The organism is Paenibacillus taichungensis (assembly GCF_047302525.1).
In the GTDB taxonomy this organism is placed as follows: Bacteria; Bacillota; Bacilli; order Paenibacillales; family Paenibacillaceae; genus Paenibacillus; species Paenibacillus taichungensis_B.
The window spans coordinates 4,244,563-4,261,018 of the sequence record NZ_CP168020.1; the positions used below are offsets into that span (position 1 = coordinate 4,244,563).

The following is a 16,456-nucleotide window of genomic DNA, read 5'->3' on the forward strand; positions in this document are numbered from 1 at the left end:
AAATCCGGGGATAAAGGCGAACGCTTCGCTCCTTTGTCCGATTCCATCCCTCCGCTGCACGGGTCCCTTTTTTCCAAAGGCCTGCAATAAATGTGCAGGGAGGCGGTAGTAGGAGATTTAATAGCTGGCTTAATTACAGCTTTTTCTCTATTACATTTCTTTTATGACTAATGCACAAAAACAAAAAAAGCCGCTAATATAGCGACTTATTGAGAAGAGAAAATCTTATGGATTGACTGGTAAGTAACTTGGGGATTAGGTATCTTTGGAGAACGGATGGAAATAACGCATGTACACAAAAACAAAAGCGGTGATCATCAGCAGGACGGATACCAATACCTTCATTTTTTTGTTCAATGTTCAATACCCTCCTTATTCCTGAACTCCATTTCTCTTCTGAACTTTAGCGGGGTAATTTGCATGGTTTTGCGAAACTGATTAATAAAATAACTCGTACTATTAAAACCAACTTCATAAGCAATCTCGGTAATGCTGCGTTCCTGGAGTTGCAACAGATCCACACTCTTTTGGATGCGATAATCGATAACATACTGCATGGGTGTTGTCTTCAACATTTGCTTGAAATAACGGCAGGTCTCTGATCGACTTAACTGACCGGCCCTTGCAATGTCCTCCAATTTGATTGGTTCAGCAAAGTGCAGGTGAATCCATTCGACCATGTCCTTCATTCGCCTGCTTCTGATGATTTCTGATGGATCATATTCCAGCGCGTATCCGCTTGTAATCAGTTGTTTCCATATCGTCAAAAGGCTTGAAGCCACATTCACTTCGTAAAATGGAGGCTGCTCATCCAGATCCTTTTTAACATGCCGGATGGCGTCAAGGACTTGAGCTCCCCAGGAAATTTCCCCTTTGATATGAAGATAAGGTAAATTGGTCGCTGAGATATAGGGATGAACATACTTTAAATATAACTCGGAAGGCACAACAAAATGAGGAGAGATATTCAGACAGAGATAAATACAATTATCGTTCTTACCCTGTTCCTCCGCCATATGCATGCAACCACTGTTGATAAACAACCCGTCACCTTGTGGCACAACGACCTTTAGATCATTCACATGAAAAAGAGCTTCTCCCTGGATAACCAAAACAAACTGCAATTCATCATGCCAGTGTAAAGGAATATGCCCATGAACATTGCGTACAATTGTGGTTTCATAACAAGCAATAGGTAATGTAACCGTACGATGCTCCGTCAGTTCCCTCCCGTTTTGATCAATCCTAAATTCTGTCTTAAGCATATTTTCACATCTCAATATAATTATATTTATCTGTGCGATATTGATATTATTATAGCCTATTTCATTTTAATATAGCACTATTCTTATATTTAAGGTGAGGGCCGCTATCCATGAAAACATCTATTCAAAGATCTAGAAAATCAGGCATATTCTTCGTTCTTACAGGAGCGATATGCTGGGGCATTGGCGGAACGGTTTCACAAAAACTGTTTCAACAATACGGAATCGAAGTCAACTGGTTTGTAACGGTACGATTGCTGATTGCCGGCATACTGCTTCTTGGAGTGCAATCCTTCACAACAAGGCGCTCGCAAATTTTTGATATATGGAAGAGCAAAAAAACAGCCTTGCAACTAATCATTTTCGGACTATTCGGGATGCTGGCTGTTCAGTATACGTACATGGCGTCCATTCAACATGGCAACTCCGCGGTAGCCACACTACTTCAATATCTTTCACCAGTCATGATCATGGTCTATATGATCTGGCGAAAACAGGCTGTTCTGACCAGAAAGGATGTTACATCGGCAATTTTGGCTCTGAGCGGGTGTTTTCTCTTGCTTACAAATGGTTCCCTCTCCCAATTGTCTGTGGCGTTACCCGCAGTATTGTGGGGGCTGTTATCCGGAGTTGCCGCTGCCTTCTATACCCTTTACGCCGTGAAACTGATTGAGAATAATGATTCACTCGTTGTAGTAGGTTGGGCAATGATTATCGGAGGGGCTGCACTGAGTATCATCCACCCACCATGGAAAATGGACTTTGCCAGCTTGCGTTTGGAAACCTACGGATATTTGGCATTTACCATTATTTTAGGGACGATGATTGCATTCTGGTTCTATATCGAAAGTTTAAAAAGCCTGACAGCAAAGGAAACGAGTCTAATGGGAAGTGCGGAGCCTCTTGCTGCCGTTGGCACCACTGTTATCTGGTTGCATGAACCCTTTGGTTTATTTCAATGGCTGGGAACCGCGTGTATCATTGGATTGATATTATTGTTGCAGTCGAATCGCCCCAAACCCATCCAGGTTAACGACAAATAACCTTCTTCGCATATTAAGGCGCGATAGAAGGTTGTTAGTTGTCGTATATTGTTGGTTTAGCACCAATATTGTTGTCTGCAATCCAAAATCACTGTGCGATCTGGTCACGAATGGATTGAAGTATTTTTTTCTCCAGCCGTGACACCTGCACCTGGGATATGCCCAGCCTGCTGGCGACCTCGGACTGGGTCTGATCCCGATAATACCGGAGGTACACAATCAGCCGTTCCCGTTCACTGAGACCGCCAATCGCTTCGTTTAGCGCCAGTTTGTCGAACCACCGTTCCTGAGACTCGTCGGCAATCTGGTCCATAAGTGTAATCGGATCGCCGTCATTCTCAAACACCGTCTCATGTATGGAGGTCGGCGGTTTGTTGGCTTCCTGAGCAAATACAACTTCCTCCGGGGTTACCCCCAACTCCGCGGCTACTTCCTTAATCGTTGGAAGACGATCGAGGTGTTTGGAGAGTTCATCCCTTTTTTTGCGGACTTTATTCGCCATTTCCTTGAGTGAACGACTGACCTTAAGCGTGCCGTCATCCCGCAGGAAGCGCTGAATTTCTCCGATAATCATTGGGACAGCATAGGTGGAGAATTTCACATCATAACTGAGATCGAATTTATCCACCGATTTGAGCAGCCCGATACAACCAATCTGGAACAGATCTTCCGGCTCATATCCCCTGTTCATAAAACGTTGTACGACGGACCAGACGAGTCTGATGTTGCAGTTCACCAGCGTATCCCGTGCGACATGGTCACCCGACTGACTGAGCGCAATCAGCCGTTTGACCTCGGCATCGTCCAAATAGGTCTGTGAAGACTGTTTCACTTCAGCATCCATAAGACCACCAACCCCTAATTATACAATGCTTTCTTGGATTCAATCCTTTTCTTCATCTTGATGGAGGTGCCTCTGCCGGGCTCACTGCTGACTTCGAATTCATCCATGAAGTTTTCCATAATGGTGAAGCCCATGCCCGAGCGCTCAAGTTCGGGTTTGGACGTATACAGCGGCTGTTTGGCAAGTTCAAGATCTTCGATGCCTTCACCACGGTCTTCCACAATGATAGTAATCATGTCATCCCGAATCTCGGCTTGAATGGACACGACACCTTCCGCATTGTTGTTGTAACCGTGGATGATGCTGTTCGTTACGGCTTCCGAGATGACCGTCTTCAGATCGCTAAGCTCGTCCATCGTAGGATCAAGCTGGGAGATGAAGGCAGCAACCGTCACCCGTGCGAACGATTCGTTCTCCGACTTGGCCGCGAATTGCAGATTCATGAAATTTGTCCCCGTTCCTTCATTCATGAGACGACCTCCAGACCCGAGAGAGCAGTTCCCTCATTTTCGTAAATCGGCATAATCTTGAACAAACCTGACATTTCCAGCAAACGATACACTGGCGGATTGACATCACAGACAACCATCTTGCCGCCTTTATTCTTAATGAGCTTGTATCTTCCCAAAATGACACCCAGACCCGAACTATCCATGAATTGCAGATCTTTCAGGCTAAGTACCAGGTGCTCGCATTGTCTGCGCTGGATAGCTTCATCCATCTGCATCCGTACCATGTCAGCTGTATGGTGATCCAGCTCCCCGGATAATCGCACAATCAGAATCCCGCGGTGATGTTCCATTTCCACATGCAAGTTCACGTTTGCTCACTCTCCTCCCTGTCTTGAACAAGGATTTCTACGTTCCCGAAGGCTTTTCCTGCCCCCCGACAAAACTAGAAGAAAACCCCTATTTAACTACAAAATACGTTCAAAGAATGTACGCAACCTGCATAAATCGCCGTTTAATCGAACAGTTTGGAGGTTGTGCGTTTGAACAGCTTCCACCAGCCAGCCTTGTCCACATCCTGCGGAGCCTGAATGTCGAATTCCTTGATGACTTCATTGCCTTGGTAGACGACTAGCTTACCTACACTTTGACCTGCTTTAACCGGAGCTTTCACTTCTTTTGCCATCAGTAATTCATGACGGATCTCATCCGATTTCGCACCTTTGCGCATCAACACACTATAATTTTGTGTTGCATTCAGCGGCAATTCAGCAACTTCACCTTTTTCAATTTTCAGACTGCCCAGCAGGTCTCCTGACTTGTACAGAGCTTTCATCGTGTATTGTCCAAAAGCATAGTCAAACATCGAGGACACTTCGCTGTTCCGTGTTTTGGTATTTGGTTCTCCGAGTACTACCGCGACCGTACGCAGACCATCCTTCATCGCTGTAGCCGAGAGACAAAACTTGGCTTCGGAAGTATATCCTGTTTTCAACCCATCCGCACCGGAGTAGAAACGAACTAATTTGTTCGTATTCACCAGCCAGAATGGCTTCTCGCTATCTTTACGAAGGTAGTCCTGGTATGCACCGGTATATTTCGTAATCCCGGGATGCTTTAGCAGTTCACGGCTCATGACTGCAATGTCATAGGCGGAAGAATAATGGTTATCTACCGGAAGGCCGTTACAGTTGGCAAAATGAGTATCCTTCATGCCAAGCTCCTTCGCCCGCTCATTCATCAGTTGCACAAAGGCTTCCTCCGAACCGGCAATTTTCTCAGCCATTGCTACAGAAGCATCATTACCGGAAGCCATAGCAATCCCTTTTAACATATCGTCGACCGTCATCTCTTCCCCAGGTTCCAGAAAAATCTGTGATCCACCCATGGATGCGGCATATTCACTCGTTCTCACTTTATCCGTTAGCTTCAACTTGCCAGAGTCGACCGCTTCAATGGTGAGCAGCATGGTCATAATCTTCGTAATGCTCGCCGGAGGCAGCTGATCATGACTGTTTTTCTCAAAAATGACGGTGCCCGTATCAGCATCCATCAAAATAGCGGAGCGTGCCGACGGGGCCAAATCTGTTCCTCCCGCTGCTTTGGGAGTTTCTTCAGCCAGCGCGGTTGATGCCATCAGGGGCAGCAGGATACAAAGGGTCATGAACGATGCCATTATTCGTTTCTTCACTAGGGTTACCTCCTCAAATGACTTGCTTACTGCATGTTCCATGCATGTACTGCTAATCATTGTCGGCCCGATTGAAGTAAATTATTCCATGTAAAGAATGATTTCCCGAACTTTTTATGTAATCCGTGTGAAACACCAAAAAACGAGCCTGAACTACTGGATGAGTGAGCGGCCCGTTAAGGAAAATAAAAAAAAGACAACCTGCCCCAATGAATCACATTAGGGTAGATCGCCTCTTCTTATTGATCAGTTACATTTGTGGAATAACAGCCAGCACAAGGGCCAGGAATGATTCACGAACACGCTCTGTCGTCTCCATAACCTCATCATGCGACAACGGCTGGTCCAGAATGCCGGCAGCCATGTTGCTGATACAGGAGATACCAAGTACTTCCAGGCCAGCGTGGCGTGCCACGATTACTTCAGAAACGGTAGACATGCCGACAGCATCCGCACCCAACGTACGCAGCATCACGATCTCAGCCGGTGTCTCATAGTTTGGACCAAGCATACCTGCGTAAACACCTTCACGTACATCAAAACCTTGTGAAGCGGCCGTATCCTTCGCCAGCGCACGCAGACGGCGGCTATACGCTTCGGAGAGATCCGGGAAGCGCACACCAAGCGCGGAGTCATTCGGTCCGATTAAAGGATTCTTGCCCGTGAGATTCAGATGATCCGAGATCAGCATCAGGTCACCTGCCTCATAAGAGGTATTCACGCCACCTGCTGCGTTCGTTACGAGCAGGGAAGTTACGCCCAGCTCTTTCATAACACGTACCGGGAAGGCAGTCAGTTCCGGACCATATCCTTCGTACATGTGGAAACGACCTTTCATCATAACGACCGGACGGCCTTTGATGGTTCCCACCAGCAATTCGCCCTCATGTCCCTCTACTGTGGACACCGGAAAATGCGGAATATCCTGATAGGCGATGCTCACGCCATCTTCAATCAATTCTGCCAAAATGCCAAGTCCTGAACCTAAAATCAAACCGACTTCCGGTTTAATGGTACTTTTGCTTTGGATGTAAGATGCCGCTTCCAAAATCATCTGTTGGTTTAATGCTGTCATTAAGATGTTCCCCCTTGAGTTGAAACGATCCGTCTGTATCCGCAAATGGAATCAATCAAAACTACACGCTGAAATAATTCATTTGCTTATGTATAACGGCGTTTAAATGTGTTCAATTTATTTTATCCTAAATCGGACTATTGTTCCGCTTTTTTTTGCAGATTTTACGCATATACAAACTATTTAGCCCGCGGATGATGAGATTCATAAATCTCTTTCATCGTTTTGCGACCATGATGTCCATACTGTTGCCCAGGCTGCTCCACATGACCAAGCATGTCCTGCACCGCGCGCGTATCTGCCCCACTGGCAATCAGGTGAGCGGCAAAGGAATGACGCAGCGTATGTGGTGTGATTTCGCCCGAAATTCCCGCATCCATCGCTGCTTTTTTGAGCAGCTTCCAGAAGCCCTGCCGGGTTAATCGTCTGCCTGATACGTTGACAAAGAGAGCCTGCTCGTCCATGTCATTTTTAATTAGCAGGTTGCGATACTCGTTCACATAAACACTTGCCCACTCTGCTGCAGGCGCACCTATTGGCAAAATCCGTTCTTTACCGGCACCTCCACAGCGGATAAAGCGCATGCCTGGCTGTACATCACGAACATCCAGCGCAATCAGTTCGGATACACGAATGCCTGTCGCATACAATAGTTCCAGCATGGCCCGGTCACGCACCCCTTGCGGTGAACGGGTATCAGGGGACGCGAGCAGCAATTCAATCTCTTGAATGGTTAACACCTGCGGTGGTGTCTTGTCTGCTTTTGGAGCCTCCACGTCAAATGTGGGGTCCTGTAATATCTCACCACGCCGCATCAAAAAATGAAAATAGGAGCGCAGGGATACGACGCTGCGGGCGATGGTTGCATTCGCACGTCCTGCCTGTTTCTGCTGACCTACAAACAGGATAACATGCGTCCGGCGCACCTGCTCCGCTTCCCGGATACCGTATTCTTTATCCGCAAATTCGATGAACTTGTCCACGTCCCGAAGATACGATTCCAGCGTGCTGCTCGACATCCCTTTGTCCTCTTCCAAGTATAAGGCATAGGCGTGTATCGTCTGCTTCATGCACAACGCTCCTCATCTGACAGAATTGCCACATGGGCAACCTGCTTCCGTATTTGCATCCCTGGCTAGTCCAGCTACTCTCCGTACCAATAGAATAAACGGAGACGCTCTGCCATTGTAGGACGTCCTTCCCCGTTACTTGGCCAAACCGTTTCCTGAAATACTTTAACCGCATTTCCTGTTGGCATCTGATATTGGTCCACAGGTGAGATCCATCCGTTGAACAAATCCAGGACATGATAGAACAGATAAACTAATGCAGCAAAAAATACGATAAATCGAATAAAACGGAGTCCTCTCCGCAGCGATATAATCATGGGTTGTACCCCTTTCTGGTTCGAATCCGACTCGTCTAGAATCAGGGTATGTTAACGAACGCAGGAATATGACATTCAGGGTAAACCTCACATCACACGCTGGACCAAAAAAGCTCTCCCGTCAAAACCGCCGGTGAGAGCTTGAAGATATGCTATGTTATTCTTCATCTTTGGGCTTCTGGTCATTTTTAGCTTTGCAACGGTAACAAATCCCATGGAAATCCAGTCGGTGATCTACTACCGAAAAGTTAAATTCCCGCTCCAGTCGCTCTTCAAGCGGTCCAAGCCAGTCTTCACGTATTTCATCCATACTTCCGCATTGAACACAGATTAAGTGATGATGGTGATGCTTGGATGTATCTCCGCGTAGATCATAACGCGCTACACCGTCGCCGAAGTTGATTTTCTCTACAACATGCAGCTCACTCAGCAGTTCGAGGGTACGGTACACGGTTGCGAGACCGATTTCGGGAGCCTTTTCTTTCACGAGCATGAATACGTCTTCTGCGCTCAGATGATCTTCTTCATTCTCAAGAAGTACTCTTAAGGTTGCTTCCCGCTGGGGCGTTAATTTATATCCTTGGGACTGTAGTTGCTGCTTAATTTTATCGATCCGTGCTTCCATTTTCTCCCTCCCCCTAGGAAATCACTGCACACTGCAACTTAACCCACTTCTTTCATTATAGGGGGAGTACATAATTAAAGTCAACATTTTACACTATCACGCGCAAAGCTAAGCGGGTAGTAGCATCGGTGTGACCCAGCGCATCATCGCAGGTGTAACCCATGTTTCAAATGACGCAACACCTAACAGCAGCGCTGCCATAACGAGAGTTAACACCATATATGAAGCAAAAGGCTTCTGACGGCCTGGCGTCCGCTGCATCAGAACACGGTTCCGAATAATGTATAAGGAAAAGGTCATGGCCGACACACTGCAAATGAGCAGTACCGGAATCACGAATAAATTATGAGGCGCAACGGAAACCAGGGCAAACAACAGCCCTTTCCATGAATATTGTCCCACAAGGTAACCCACTGTAAAACCAATGAGCACACCTTTCAGAAAATCCAGAACCAATATGCCCGGCAGGCCGATGACCGATAAGCCCAGAATGAAGATCAGGCCAACCCACTTTAGATGAAGCATGGCAATGTCCCAATAGGTTCCGGTCTCAATCACTTGTCCGCTGTGCTGTACCGTCATGAAAAAGTTACCGAGGTATCCCTCCAGATCCTGGCGCTGTTCAAGGGATAGGGCATTAACCATCAGGGCGCCAAAAATGACACCCACTAGAAACAAGACAGCCACGAATACATATAAAGAGGTTTGGCCTTTGAATGTGAAGTAGGCAGAACGCATACAGGTACGGGTCCCCTTTCCGGTTATCATGCTGCAAGGATATCGAGTGAAATCCTTATAGTCATTCTTATGAACCGGAATGCATACGTATGACTTCTTGTCCAGATTCCAATTCCTTCACCATGACAAGTAGCCATTCCCGCACCAAATGATGCTAACTCACTTTATTCGCATACCGCAAACTTCTCTACTCTGATCTTTCCTTGCTGGACACCTTTCCGTAAGTGCCACCACCACCAGATGACAATTCCAGTTGACCATTCCGCGCCGCAACGATAAGGCCTGCGAGAACCGGTCCAACGACCCCTGCAAGTTCCTCCTCGCTAGTACGATGTAACACGTTCATTTCCGTACCAAAGCGGTCCAGCAACTGGCGCAGTTTGGCTTTTCCCAAACCCGGGATGAATTCCAACGGTACCTGATAGTGATAAGCAGGTCGGTTTGCTGGAACATGCGGACTCTCCCGATCCGCGATTGCCAGTATGCGATCGAGTACACCCTGCACAAGCTTCACACTGCCACAGTATGGACAACGTTCTGCCGACATCGCATATTCGTCCATAATGCTTCCACAGGATGCACAATAGGTACGGTGGTATTTGCCAAGTCTTGGATTCAAACCGTAATTAGCCGAAATGCTTCTGCCTGCCTGTCCTTTAAGTGCCATGTTGAATTCATCAAAGGAAGGCTTCGCGAGGTGCAACTCGTTGTACTCTCGTCCAATCTTGCCCAGAGAATGAGCATCCGAGTTGGTCAGAAAAGGAACTTGATCCAGTTCCCGAATATAACTGGCCATGGATGAATCGGAGCTTAGCCCAAGCTCAACGGCATCGATCAGGCTAGTATCCAGCACATCAGCCATACGAGGGGCCGTGCTGCCATATATGCCTTTATGCGGGGTAAACGCATGCGCTGGCACAATAAGCCCGCCACGCGCCTTTATCTCGGCCTGCATCTCAAGCGCGGGTACATACACCCGCTGTGAGCTCAGGTTCACATTTTTCATATAACGTTTCATCCAGTCCGTGAAGGACTTCATGGTTTTCAGATCACGGAAGTAGGCCAGCATATGGAACTCCCGCATCCCTGGCTCGCGCAGCTCCAATTCCGTACCCAGCACGATGGTTGTGTCCTGATACGCAATGCCCCCTCCATCAAGCTCGGACATCGTGCCGTTCTCGAGCAGCTGTTCAATATCCATCTGCACAGCCGGAGAGTGGCAATCAATGACGCCGAGTAGATGAATTCCTTTGCGATCCGAAGCTTCTCTAGCAATGTTCTCGAATGTCAGATCACGGCTGCCACTGATTTTAACAGCTTCACCGCGCGAAGTTCGTCCAATGTGAATATGAAGGTCTGCATAACAAGGCTCACACCCTGCAGACGCTGCCTGTTGCTCATTCATCATTAAAACCGTCCTGTCGTTCTGTAAAGATCCCATGCATACACTGCCATCATCGTTTTGGCATCACTGATCCGATTCTGATCCATTAACTGATAAGCCTCTTCAATTGTAATCTCAGACACTTCAAGAAATTCATCTTCGTCCAAAGACATGTCCCCTGCTTGGAGCTCCTCGGCGATATATAAATGGATGATCTCATCCGCAAATCCTGGCGAAGTGTAAAACGAACGCAGATGCCGCAGTGATTTAGCTACATAACCGGTCTCTTCGCGCAATTCACGCGCTGCTGCCAATTCAGGCTCTTCTCCCGGGTCCAGTTTGCCTGCCGGAATCTCGACTTCTGTTCGTCCCATGGCCTGACGATACTGATCAACGACCAGCATACGATCGCCATTCAGCGCGAGGACAGCTACCGCTCCAGGGTGACGGATGATCTCACGGGTAGCGGTCTGACCGTTAGGCAGCTTGACCGTGTCCACCTGAAGAGAAATGACTTTGCCCTCGAAGATGGGATTTGTAGATATCGTCTCTTCGTCAAGTTTTGGATTGGCAGGATGCTTATGATTGGTTGGGTTCATCTGTTCTTCAACTCCACTTCTTCGAATTTTGGTTCTCTCTATACGTATAAACCTCTGTTTTTTGGCATATGGTGAGCTTATAGCGATTTCAAATAAATATAGCGAATCAGGGGGACAACCAATGAACAGTTATTTAACACCGCAATCCGTACACGTGGTCGGACAAGCCAGACAAGTCCAGCTCATACTCAAACAATGGGTACGTGAGTGGGGTCCAGATGCCAAATTAATCGATATGCTCGCTGGACGTAAATGATTCTGTTCTTGGTCTGCAATACCCATGAAATATAACATGGTTTTGCCAAAAAGTCCGAACTCGGTTTGTACCGGATTCGGACTTTTCAGTTGAAGCATGGGGAAGTTTCACCCTCAGTCTCTTTGGATTACTTTTTACTTGCAGCCGTTTCCTGAATAATAGCCACAACCACTTCAGATAGTTTCACAATATCTTCGGCGCGGATGCGTTCTTTCGTCGTATGGATGTCCTCATAGCCTACAGCCAAGTTGACCGTAGGAATGTTAAACCCATTGAAGATGTTGGCATCACTGCCACCACCAGAGGCAAACGTGCTAGTCTCCAGCCCCAGGCTCCGAATGGCACGCTGTGCAAGCTGAACAACCTCGTGTTCATCATGGAAGCCAAATGCAGGATATAGAATCTCACTGCGGAATTCAGCGGTTGCACCATATTTGCGGCATGTCGTTTCCAGTGCTTCACGCATCTGGGCCACTTGAAGCTCTACCTTCTCCTGCACAATACTGCGGGCCTCAGCCTCAATCTGCACAAAATCGCAGACGACGTTCAGTGCTGATCCGCCCTGGAATTTGCCGATGTTCGCCGTAGTCTCATCGTCAATTCGTCCCAGCTTCATCGCCGCAATTGCTTTGGCCGCCACTTGAATGGCACTGATGCCGTCTTCCGGATTCACGCCCGCATGTGCGGATTTCCCATAGATGTTCATTTGAATTTCTGCTCTCGCCGGTGCTGCTACACAGATTGTACCCACAGCCCCGTTGGAATCCAGGGCATAACCGAACTCGGCTTCAATATCGTTCGGATTCATTGCACGTGCACCAACCAGACCCGACTCTTCACCTACGGTAATCACAAATTGAATTTTCCCATGAGGTATGTTGTTTTCTTGAATAGCTCGAATCGCTTCAAACAAAGCGGCAATCCCCGCCTTGTCATCTGCACCCAGAATCGTCGTGCCATCACTGCGGATCCAGCCGTCTTCACCCAGCTCAGGCTTAATCCCCTGTCCAGGCGTTACGGTATCCATATGACATGTGAAAAAGATTGGCGCCGCTTCTTCCGCACCCTCGGCTTCCCAGGTAATCACGAGATTACCAGCGCCATGTCCGGTTTTTTCCATCGTGTCGTCCTCATATACGCTGAGGCCCAGCTGAGTAAACTGTTCTTTTAACACTTTTGATATATTCTGTTCATGGGTTGTTTCACTATCAATCTGCACTAGTTCCATAAATTGATCAATAACACGCTGCTGTTTTATCATAGGACTTTCCTACCTTTCATCGATACGGTACAATACAATTACTATGGTCTGTTTATTCATTTGTTGAAAGGAGTTCTCTCATCATGCAAAAAAAGAAATGGTTCCGCATCATTATCTATCTCATGCTGCTCGCCATGATTGGGTCCACCCTTTTCATTGCGCTCGAACCTTTATTGTTCGGATAGAAACCTGAAGCCTTTTGACTGTCTGATTCACAGACGGGGAAGGGCTTCTTTTTCTGTAATCCAGGTAATCTCATACGGGAAAATCCGGTTAAAGTATGGAATGATCTCCTGCGCAACCTGTTCCACAGTGTAGGTCTTGCCTGTAATATCCTCCAGCGAGGTCACACCATACTGTTCAATTCCGCAAGGAATAATCCCCTGAAAACCCGCGTGCTGAATGCCGGAGGTGATATTAAAAGCAAATCCGTGACTCGTCACGAAGCCGCGCCGGTGTTTACACCGATTGAACTTTACGCCTATGGCAGCAATTTTCAGATCTCCGATCCATACACCCGTGTAAGCCTCTTTGCGTCCCGCTTCAATACCCTGATCAGCCAAATAATCAATAATCATCTGCTCCAGACAACGTAAATAGCCATGTAAATCCAAGGCTTCATCTCGTCCAAGCACAAGTAACGGGTACCCTACCAACTGGCCAGGGCCATGATAAGTAATATCACCGCCGCGGTCAATTTGAAACAAGGAGATGCCTTGCTCCCGCAGTTCGTCTTCACTGAGAAGCAGGTGCTCCGGGTGATTCTGTGAACCGATCGTATACGTCGGCGGATGCTGGAGCAACAGCATCTGCTCCGCTCCTTCTCCCTCATCCAGTTGCTGCACAATCGCTTTCTGGCGGTTCCAAGCCTCTTCATAATCAAGCATCGGTATGTACATAACATCCAGCGGCTTGCTCATGATTCCCCCACACCTTTCTGTTTCAATGTTCATTGTATGATGAGCATTCATTGAAGAAAACGGGAAAAGTGCACGGCCATTGGCACATACACTTTCCCATTATCCATCTATTCAGCGCTTGGCATCATTAGTACCTCATTGAAATGATGCACTTGCTCTCTTAATACACTTTCGATTCCATCGTGTATCCTTCAAGATTCTCTTTTACACGTTGCAGGAAACGTCCGCTGATGACCCCATCCAGAATACGATGATCCAGGGAAAGACAGAGATTCGCCATGGAACGGACAGCAATCATGTCATTGATGACCACGGGTTTCTTAACGATCGACTCAAATGTAAGAATCGCCGCCTGCGGGTAGTTAATAATAGGTTGCGACAGAATCGAACCAAATGACCCCGTATTGTTGACCGTGAACGTTCCGCCCTGCATATGGTCCAGCTTCAGAGTACCTTCACGTGTTTTACGTGCCAGTTCATCCACTTCCCGGGCCAGACCTGCAATATTTCGCTGATCGGCATGTTTGATCACCGGTGTCAGTACAGAGTCTTCTGTACCCACTGCCATGGACAGGTTGATATCCCGTTTGACAATAATTTTATCGACAGCCCAGACGGAGTTCATGATTGGATAGTCTTTAATGGCATTGACGACACCCTTCATCATGAAGGACAGGTACGTCAGGTTGATGCCTTCTTTGCGCTTGAACTCATCCTTGAGTTTGTTGCGCAGCATCACCAGATTTGTCACGTCCACTTCAATCATCGTCCACGCGTGAGGGATTTCCGATACGCTTTGACGCATATTACGAGCAATGGCATTGCGAACAGGAGTAACGTCGATGAAGTATTCGGATCTTCCCTGTCCGCCGCCCTCTACTTCGATTTGCGGGATTTTCGGACTTTCGGTCAGATGTATGCCTGAATGTCTCACAGGAACGCCTGCGTCGGCTGCTGGAACTGTTTCTCCCGCAGATGCGCCCAAGTCTGCATTCCCCCGATTCAATCCGCTGAAAGGAGAACCTGAAGGTACTCCCGAAGAGGCATGCTGTCCTGCTACAGTAGAAGACTGTGCAGACGCTGCGCCCGCGTTTCCACCCTGTGCAATCACTGCCAGTACATCCTTACGTGTAATCCGTCCCCCTGCTCCAGTGCCCTGAATGCTCTGCAAGTTCAGACCATGTTCGGCTGCAAGGGATTGAACCGCAGGAGAATAGCGGTTACGCATCGGCTGATTGGGATCATGGCCTGTTGTACTCGCTGCACCAGCAGCAGATGCGTAATTCGCACTTTGTTGCACATGCACATGATCACCATTCTGTTGCTGCGAAGCTTGTGTTACTTGCTCTGCTGCTTCCTCATCAGAAGCAGCAACCTGCATGCGACAGATGGCTTCGCCAACCGCAATGGTCGTACCTTCTTCGACCAACAGGTCACCCATAATTCCATCAACGGTTGATGGAATCTCTGCGTTGACTTTATCCGTAATTACTTCACAGATCGGTTCGTATTGTTCAACCCGGTCACCCGGTTTTTTCAACCATTTGGCAATGGTAGCCGAGACCAGCGATTCCGCCAGCTGCGGCATAATGACCTCGATCCATTTCATACTCATTGGTTATATCACTCCAAACTTTGCTTTTAACCTTTTATGGGGATTTACTTATAAAAACAACTAACGAAATAACACTCTACAACTACGATTGCAGCACCATCTTCCGATCGCTGTTATCCCCAGATTTTTTCAATCCCCTTTAATTAAAGGTAAAATCCGGTGATAAAGGCGAAGCATTTGCTTACGAAGCAGCTTTCTTCCAGAAAGCTTTTAACTTCGCTTCTTCAGATTGGTCCTGCACTCTCCGTTATCGTGTAATTCTAGATTTTTTATAAAAAATCAATTCCACAAAAGATACTTATACTATTTTAATAAATTAATACTCGGCGAGTGTACGCATCGCTTCCTTGGCTTTATCCTTGCTCAGCATATAGAATTTCTCCAATGTTGGGCTAATCGGCATTGCTGGTACATCCGGTCCGCAGAGACGCTGAATCGGCGCATCCAGTTCGAACAGACATTCTTCACTGATGATAGCCGCAACTTCCGCTCCTACACCACCAGTTTTATTGTCTTCATGCACGATCAGCACTTTGCCTGTCAGACGAGCGGATGCAATGATGGCTTCGCGATCAAGTGGCTGCAATGTGCGCAGATCCAGAACGTGGGCAGTAATGCCTTCTTCACGCTCCAGCTCCTCAGCAGCCTGCATGACAAAATGAAGTGGCTGGCTATAACCGATAACCGTAATATCTGCTCCTTCGCGAAGCACGTTAGCTTTACCGATTGGAACGATGTAATCATCCTCTGGCACATCTTCTTTGATCAGCTTGTAACATTTTTTATTTTCAAAAAAGAGAACCGGGTCCGGGTCGCGAATGGCTGCTTTGAGCAGTCCCTTCGCATCGTATGCTGAGTATGGAGCTATAATTTTCAGACCTGGTGTGCCAAAAAAGATCGATTCTGGACATTGGGAGTGATACAGCCCACCAAAAATACCGCCGCCAATCGGCGCACGAATAACAATCGGGCAACTCCAGTCATTGTTTGAGCGATAGCGAATTTTGGCCGCTTCACTAATAATCTGATTCGTTGCAGGCAGCATGAAATCCGAATATTGCATCTCGGCAATAGGTTTCATGCCATACATCGCAGCGCCAATGGCTACACCTGCAATGGCTGATTCGGACAAAGGTGTGTCCATGACACGCATTTCGCCGAACTGATCCTGCAACCCTTTGGTTGTAGTGAACACGCCGCCTTTGACTCCAACATCTTCACCAAGGATAAAAACATTTTCATCCCGCTCCATCTCTTCTTTCATCGCGAGACGGATTGCATCAATATATTCCATAACCGCCATGT

Annotated in this window: 19 protein-coding genes; 3 read left to right on the forward strand and 16 right to left on the reverse strand. The window is 47.4% G+C overall.

What is annotated here, in order from left to right; translation table 11 throughout:
• Nucleotides 1–353: 353 nt before the first annotated feature.
• Nucleotides 354–1,265, reverse strand: a complete 912-nt coding sequence (locus ACDJ58_RS18945) for an AraC family transcriptional regulator (RefSeq protein ID WP_413372385.1) — start codon at nt 1,263–1,265, stop codon at nt 354–356.
• Between the two features lie 110 nt (nt 1,266–1,375).
• Between ACDJ58_RS18945 and ACDJ58_RS18950 the strand changes: the two genes are divergently transcribed.
• On the forward strand, nt 1,376–2,308 hold the full coding sequence (locus ACDJ58_RS18950) for a DMT family transporter (RefSeq protein WP_413372386.1): 933 nt from the start codon (nt 1,376–1,378) through the stop codon (nt 2,306–2,308).
• An 88-nt stretch (nt 2,309–2,396) separates the two neighbouring features.
• Here ACDJ58_RS18950 and sigF read toward each other — a convergent pair whose 3' ends face one another.
• The 11 genes from sigF to ACDJ58_RS19005 all read right to left on the reverse strand — a co-directional run bounded on the left by sigF (nt 2,397) and on the right by ACDJ58_RS19005 (nt 11,099).
• A complete protein-coding gene (gene sigF / locus ACDJ58_RS18955) occupies nt 2,397–3,152 on the reverse strand; it encodes an RNA polymerase sporulation sigma factor SigF (RefSeq protein WP_024630954.1) in 756 nt (251 codons plus the stop codon).
• A gap of 14 nt (nt 3,153–3,166) precedes the next feature.
• Entirely contained in the window at nt 3,167–3,622 is a 456-nt protein-coding gene (gene spoIIAB, locus ACDJ58_RS18960) for an anti-sigma F factor (RefSeq protein WP_053784445.1), read from the reverse strand.
• Nucleotides 3,619–3,972, reverse strand: a complete 354-nt coding sequence (gene spoIIAA, locus ACDJ58_RS18965) for an anti-sigma F factor antagonist (RefSeq protein ID WP_036663380.1) — start codon at nt 3,970–3,972, stop codon at nt 3,619–3,621. Before spoIIAA ends, spoIIAB begins: the two co-directional genes overlap by 4 nt.
• Nucleotides 3,973–4,115: 143 nt before the next feature.
• A complete protein-coding gene (locus ACDJ58_RS18970) occupies nt 4,116–5,237 on the reverse strand; it encodes a D-alanyl-D-alanine carboxypeptidase family protein (protein WP_413379741.1) in 1,122 nt (373 codons plus the stop codon).
• Between the two features lie 304 nt (nt 5,238–5,541).
• Nucleotides 5,542–6,366 (reverse strand): purine-nucleoside phosphorylase, encoded by an 825-nt coding sequence (locus tag ACDJ58_RS18975; protein WP_090900713.1) that lies wholly within the window; start codon nt 6,364–6,366, stop codon nt 5,542–5,544.
• Between the two features lie 179 nt (nt 6,367–6,545).
• A complete protein-coding gene (locus ACDJ58_RS18980) occupies nt 6,546–7,436 on the reverse strand; it encodes a tyrosine recombinase (protein ID WP_413372387.1) in 891 nt (296 codons plus the stop codon).
• Nucleotides 7,437–7,510: 74 nt separating this feature from the next.
• The gene (locus ACDJ58_RS18985) at nt 7,511–7,753 is read right to left on the reverse strand and encodes a DUF4227 family protein (RefSeq protein ID WP_024630960.1); all 243 of its coding nucleotides are present in this window, start codon (nt 7,751–7,753) and stop codon (nt 7,511–7,513) included.
• Between the two features lie 157 nt (nt 7,754–7,910).
• Nucleotides 7,911–8,378, reverse strand: coding sequence for a Fur family transcriptional regulator (locus tag ACDJ58_RS18990; protein ID WP_063565729.1), 468 nt, complete (start codon nt 8,376–8,378; stop codon nt 7,911–7,913).
• A gap of 108 nt (nt 8,379–8,486) precedes the next feature.
• On the reverse strand, nt 8,487–9,116 hold the full coding sequence (spoIIM, locus tag ACDJ58_RS18995; protein WP_076291903.1) for a stage II sporulation protein M: 630 nt from the start codon (nt 9,114–9,116) through the stop codon (nt 8,487–8,489).
• A 187-nt stretch (nt 9,117–9,303) separates the two neighbouring features.
• The gene (locus ACDJ58_RS19000) at nt 9,304–10,524 is read right to left on the reverse strand and encodes an endonuclease Q family protein (RefSeq protein ID WP_413372388.1); all 1,221 of its coding nucleotides are present in this window, start codon (nt 10,522–10,524) and stop codon (nt 9,304–9,306) included.
• Nucleotides 10,524–11,099 carry an NUDIX domain-containing protein gene (locus ACDJ58_RS19005; RefSeq protein ID WP_413372389.1) on the reverse strand — a complete coding sequence of 192 codons (576 nt, stop codon included), beginning with the start codon at nt 11,097–11,099 and terminating at the stop codon, nt 10,524–10,526. The genes ACDJ58_RS19000 and ACDJ58_RS19005 overlap by 1 nt, the downstream gene beginning before the upstream one ends.
• Before the next feature lie 121 nt (nt 11,100–11,220).
• Here ACDJ58_RS19005 and ACDJ58_RS19010 point away from each other — a divergent pair, with 121 nt between their 5' ends.
• Complete coding sequence (locus ACDJ58_RS19010; RefSeq protein ID WP_090810664.1) at nt 11,221–11,355, forward strand: Z-ring formation inhibitor MciZ; 135 nt, start codon at nt 11,221–11,223, stop codon at nt 11,353–11,355.
• 127 nt (nt 11,356–11,482) lie between these two features.
• On the opposite strand, the gene ACDJ58_RS19015 is transcribed toward ACDJ58_RS19010, so the two are convergent.
• A complete protein-coding gene (locus ACDJ58_RS19015; protein ID WP_413372390.1) occupies nt 11,483–12,616 on the reverse strand; it encodes a M20/M25/M40 family metallo-hydrolase in 1,134 nt (377 codons plus the stop codon).
• Between the two features lie 83 nt (nt 12,617–12,699).
• Here ACDJ58_RS19015 and prli42 point away from each other — a divergent pair, with 83 nt between their 5' ends.
• The gene (gene prli42, locus ACDJ58_RS19020) at nt 12,700–12,801 is read left to right on the forward strand and encodes a stressosome-associated protein Prli42 (protein ID WP_090810668.1); all 102 of its coding nucleotides are present in this window, start codon (nt 12,700–12,702) and stop codon (nt 12,799–12,801) included.
• Nucleotides 12,802–12,828: 27 nt separating this feature from the next.
• Here the strand turns inward: prli42 and lipB are convergent, their stop codons facing one another.
• From lipB to ACDJ58_RS19035, 3 genes are all read right to left on the reverse strand, one after another.
• On the reverse strand, nt 12,829–13,536 hold the full coding sequence (lipB, locus tag ACDJ58_RS19025; RefSeq protein WP_413372391.1) for a lipoyl(octanoyl) transferase LipB: 708 nt from the start codon (nt 13,534–13,536) through the stop codon (nt 12,829–12,831).
• Between the two features lie 160 nt (nt 13,537–13,696).
• The gene (locus tag ACDJ58_RS19030) at nt 13,697–15,151 is read right to left on the reverse strand and encodes a dihydrolipoamide acetyltransferase family protein (RefSeq protein ID WP_413372392.1); all 1,455 of its coding nucleotides are present in this window, start codon (nt 15,149–15,151) and stop codon (nt 13,697–13,699) included.
• A 316-nt stretch (nt 15,152–15,467) separates the two neighbouring features.
• A complete protein-coding gene (locus tag ACDJ58_RS19035; protein WP_024630968.1) occupies nt 15,468–16,454 on the reverse strand; it encodes an alpha-ketoacid dehydrogenase subunit beta in 987 nt (328 codons plus the stop codon).
• Nucleotides 16,455–16,456 lie beyond the last annotated feature (2 nt).

What these genes read in the sequence shown, in the direction of transcription:
- ACDJ58_RS18945 (WP_413372385.1), bottom strand. Translation starts at nt 1,265, where the DNA reads ATGCTTAAGACAGAATTTAGGATTGATCAAAACGGGAGGGAACTGACG.
- ACDJ58_RS18950 (WP_413372386.1), top strand. Translation starts at nt 1,376, where the DNA reads ATGAAAACATCTATTCAAAGATCTAGAAAATCAGGCATATTCTTCGTT.
- sigF (WP_024630954.1), bottom strand. Translation starts at nt 3,152, where the DNA reads ATGGATGCTGAAGTGAAACAGTCTTCACAGACCTATTTGGACGATGCC.
- spoIIAB (WP_053784445.1), bottom strand. Translation starts at nt 3,622, where the DNA reads ATGAATGAAGGAACGGGGACAAATTTCATGAATCTGCAATTCGCGGCC.
- ACDJ58_RS18970 (WP_413379741.1), bottom strand. Translation starts at nt 5,237, where the DNA reads ATGGCATCAACCGCGCTGGCTGAAGAAACTCCCAAAGCAGCGGGAGGA.
- ACDJ58_RS18975 (WP_090900713.1), bottom strand. Translation starts at nt 6,366, where the DNA reads ATGACAGCATTAAACCAACAGATGATTTTGGAAGCGGCATCTTACATC.
- ACDJ58_RS18980 (WP_413372387.1), bottom strand. Translation starts at nt 7,436, where the DNA reads ATGAAGCAGACGATACACGCCTATGCCTTATACTTGGAAGAGGACAAA.
- ACDJ58_RS18985 (WP_024630960.1), bottom strand. Translation starts at nt 7,753, where the DNA reads ATGATTATATCGCTGCGGAGAGGACTCCGTTTTATTCGATTTATCGTA.
- ACDJ58_RS18990 (WP_063565729.1), bottom strand. Translation starts at nt 8,378, where the DNA reads ATGGAAGCACGGATCGATAAAATTAAGCAGCAACTACAGTCCCAAGGA.
- spoIIM (WP_076291903.1), bottom strand. Translation starts at nt 9,116, where the DNA reads ATGCGTTCTGCCTACTTCACATTCAAAGGCCAAACCTCTTTATATGTA.
- ACDJ58_RS19000 (WP_413372388.1), bottom strand. Translation starts at nt 10,524, where the DNA reads ATGATGAATGAGCAACAGGCAGCGTCTGCAGGGTGTGAGCCTTGTTAT.
- ACDJ58_RS19005 (WP_413372389.1), bottom strand. Translation starts at nt 11,099, where the DNA reads ATGAACCCAACCAATCATAAGCATCCTGCCAATCCAAAACTTGACGAA.
- ACDJ58_RS19010 (WP_090810664.1), top strand. Translation starts at nt 11,221, where the DNA reads ATGAACAGTTATTTAACACCGCAATCCGTACACGTGGTCGGACAAGCC.
- ACDJ58_RS19015 (WP_413372390.1), bottom strand. Translation starts at nt 12,616, where the DNA reads ATGATAAAACAGCAGCGTGTTATTGATCAATTTATGGAACTAGTGCAG.
- prli42 (WP_090810668.1), top strand. Translation starts at nt 12,700, where the DNA reads ATGCAAAAAAAGAAATGGTTCCGCATCATTATCTATCTCATGCTGCTC.
- lipB (WP_413372391.1), bottom strand. Translation starts at nt 13,536, where the DNA reads ATGAGCAAGCCGCTGGATGTTATGTACATACCGATGCTTGATTATGAA.
- ACDJ58_RS19030 (WP_413372392.1), bottom strand. Translation starts at nt 15,151, where the DNA reads ATGAGTATGAAATGGATCGAGGTCATTATGCCGCAGCTGGCGGAATCG.
- ACDJ58_RS19035 (WP_024630968.1), bottom strand. Translation starts at nt 16,454, where the DNA reads ATGGCGGTTATGGAATATATTGATGCAATCCGTCTCGCGATGAAAGAA.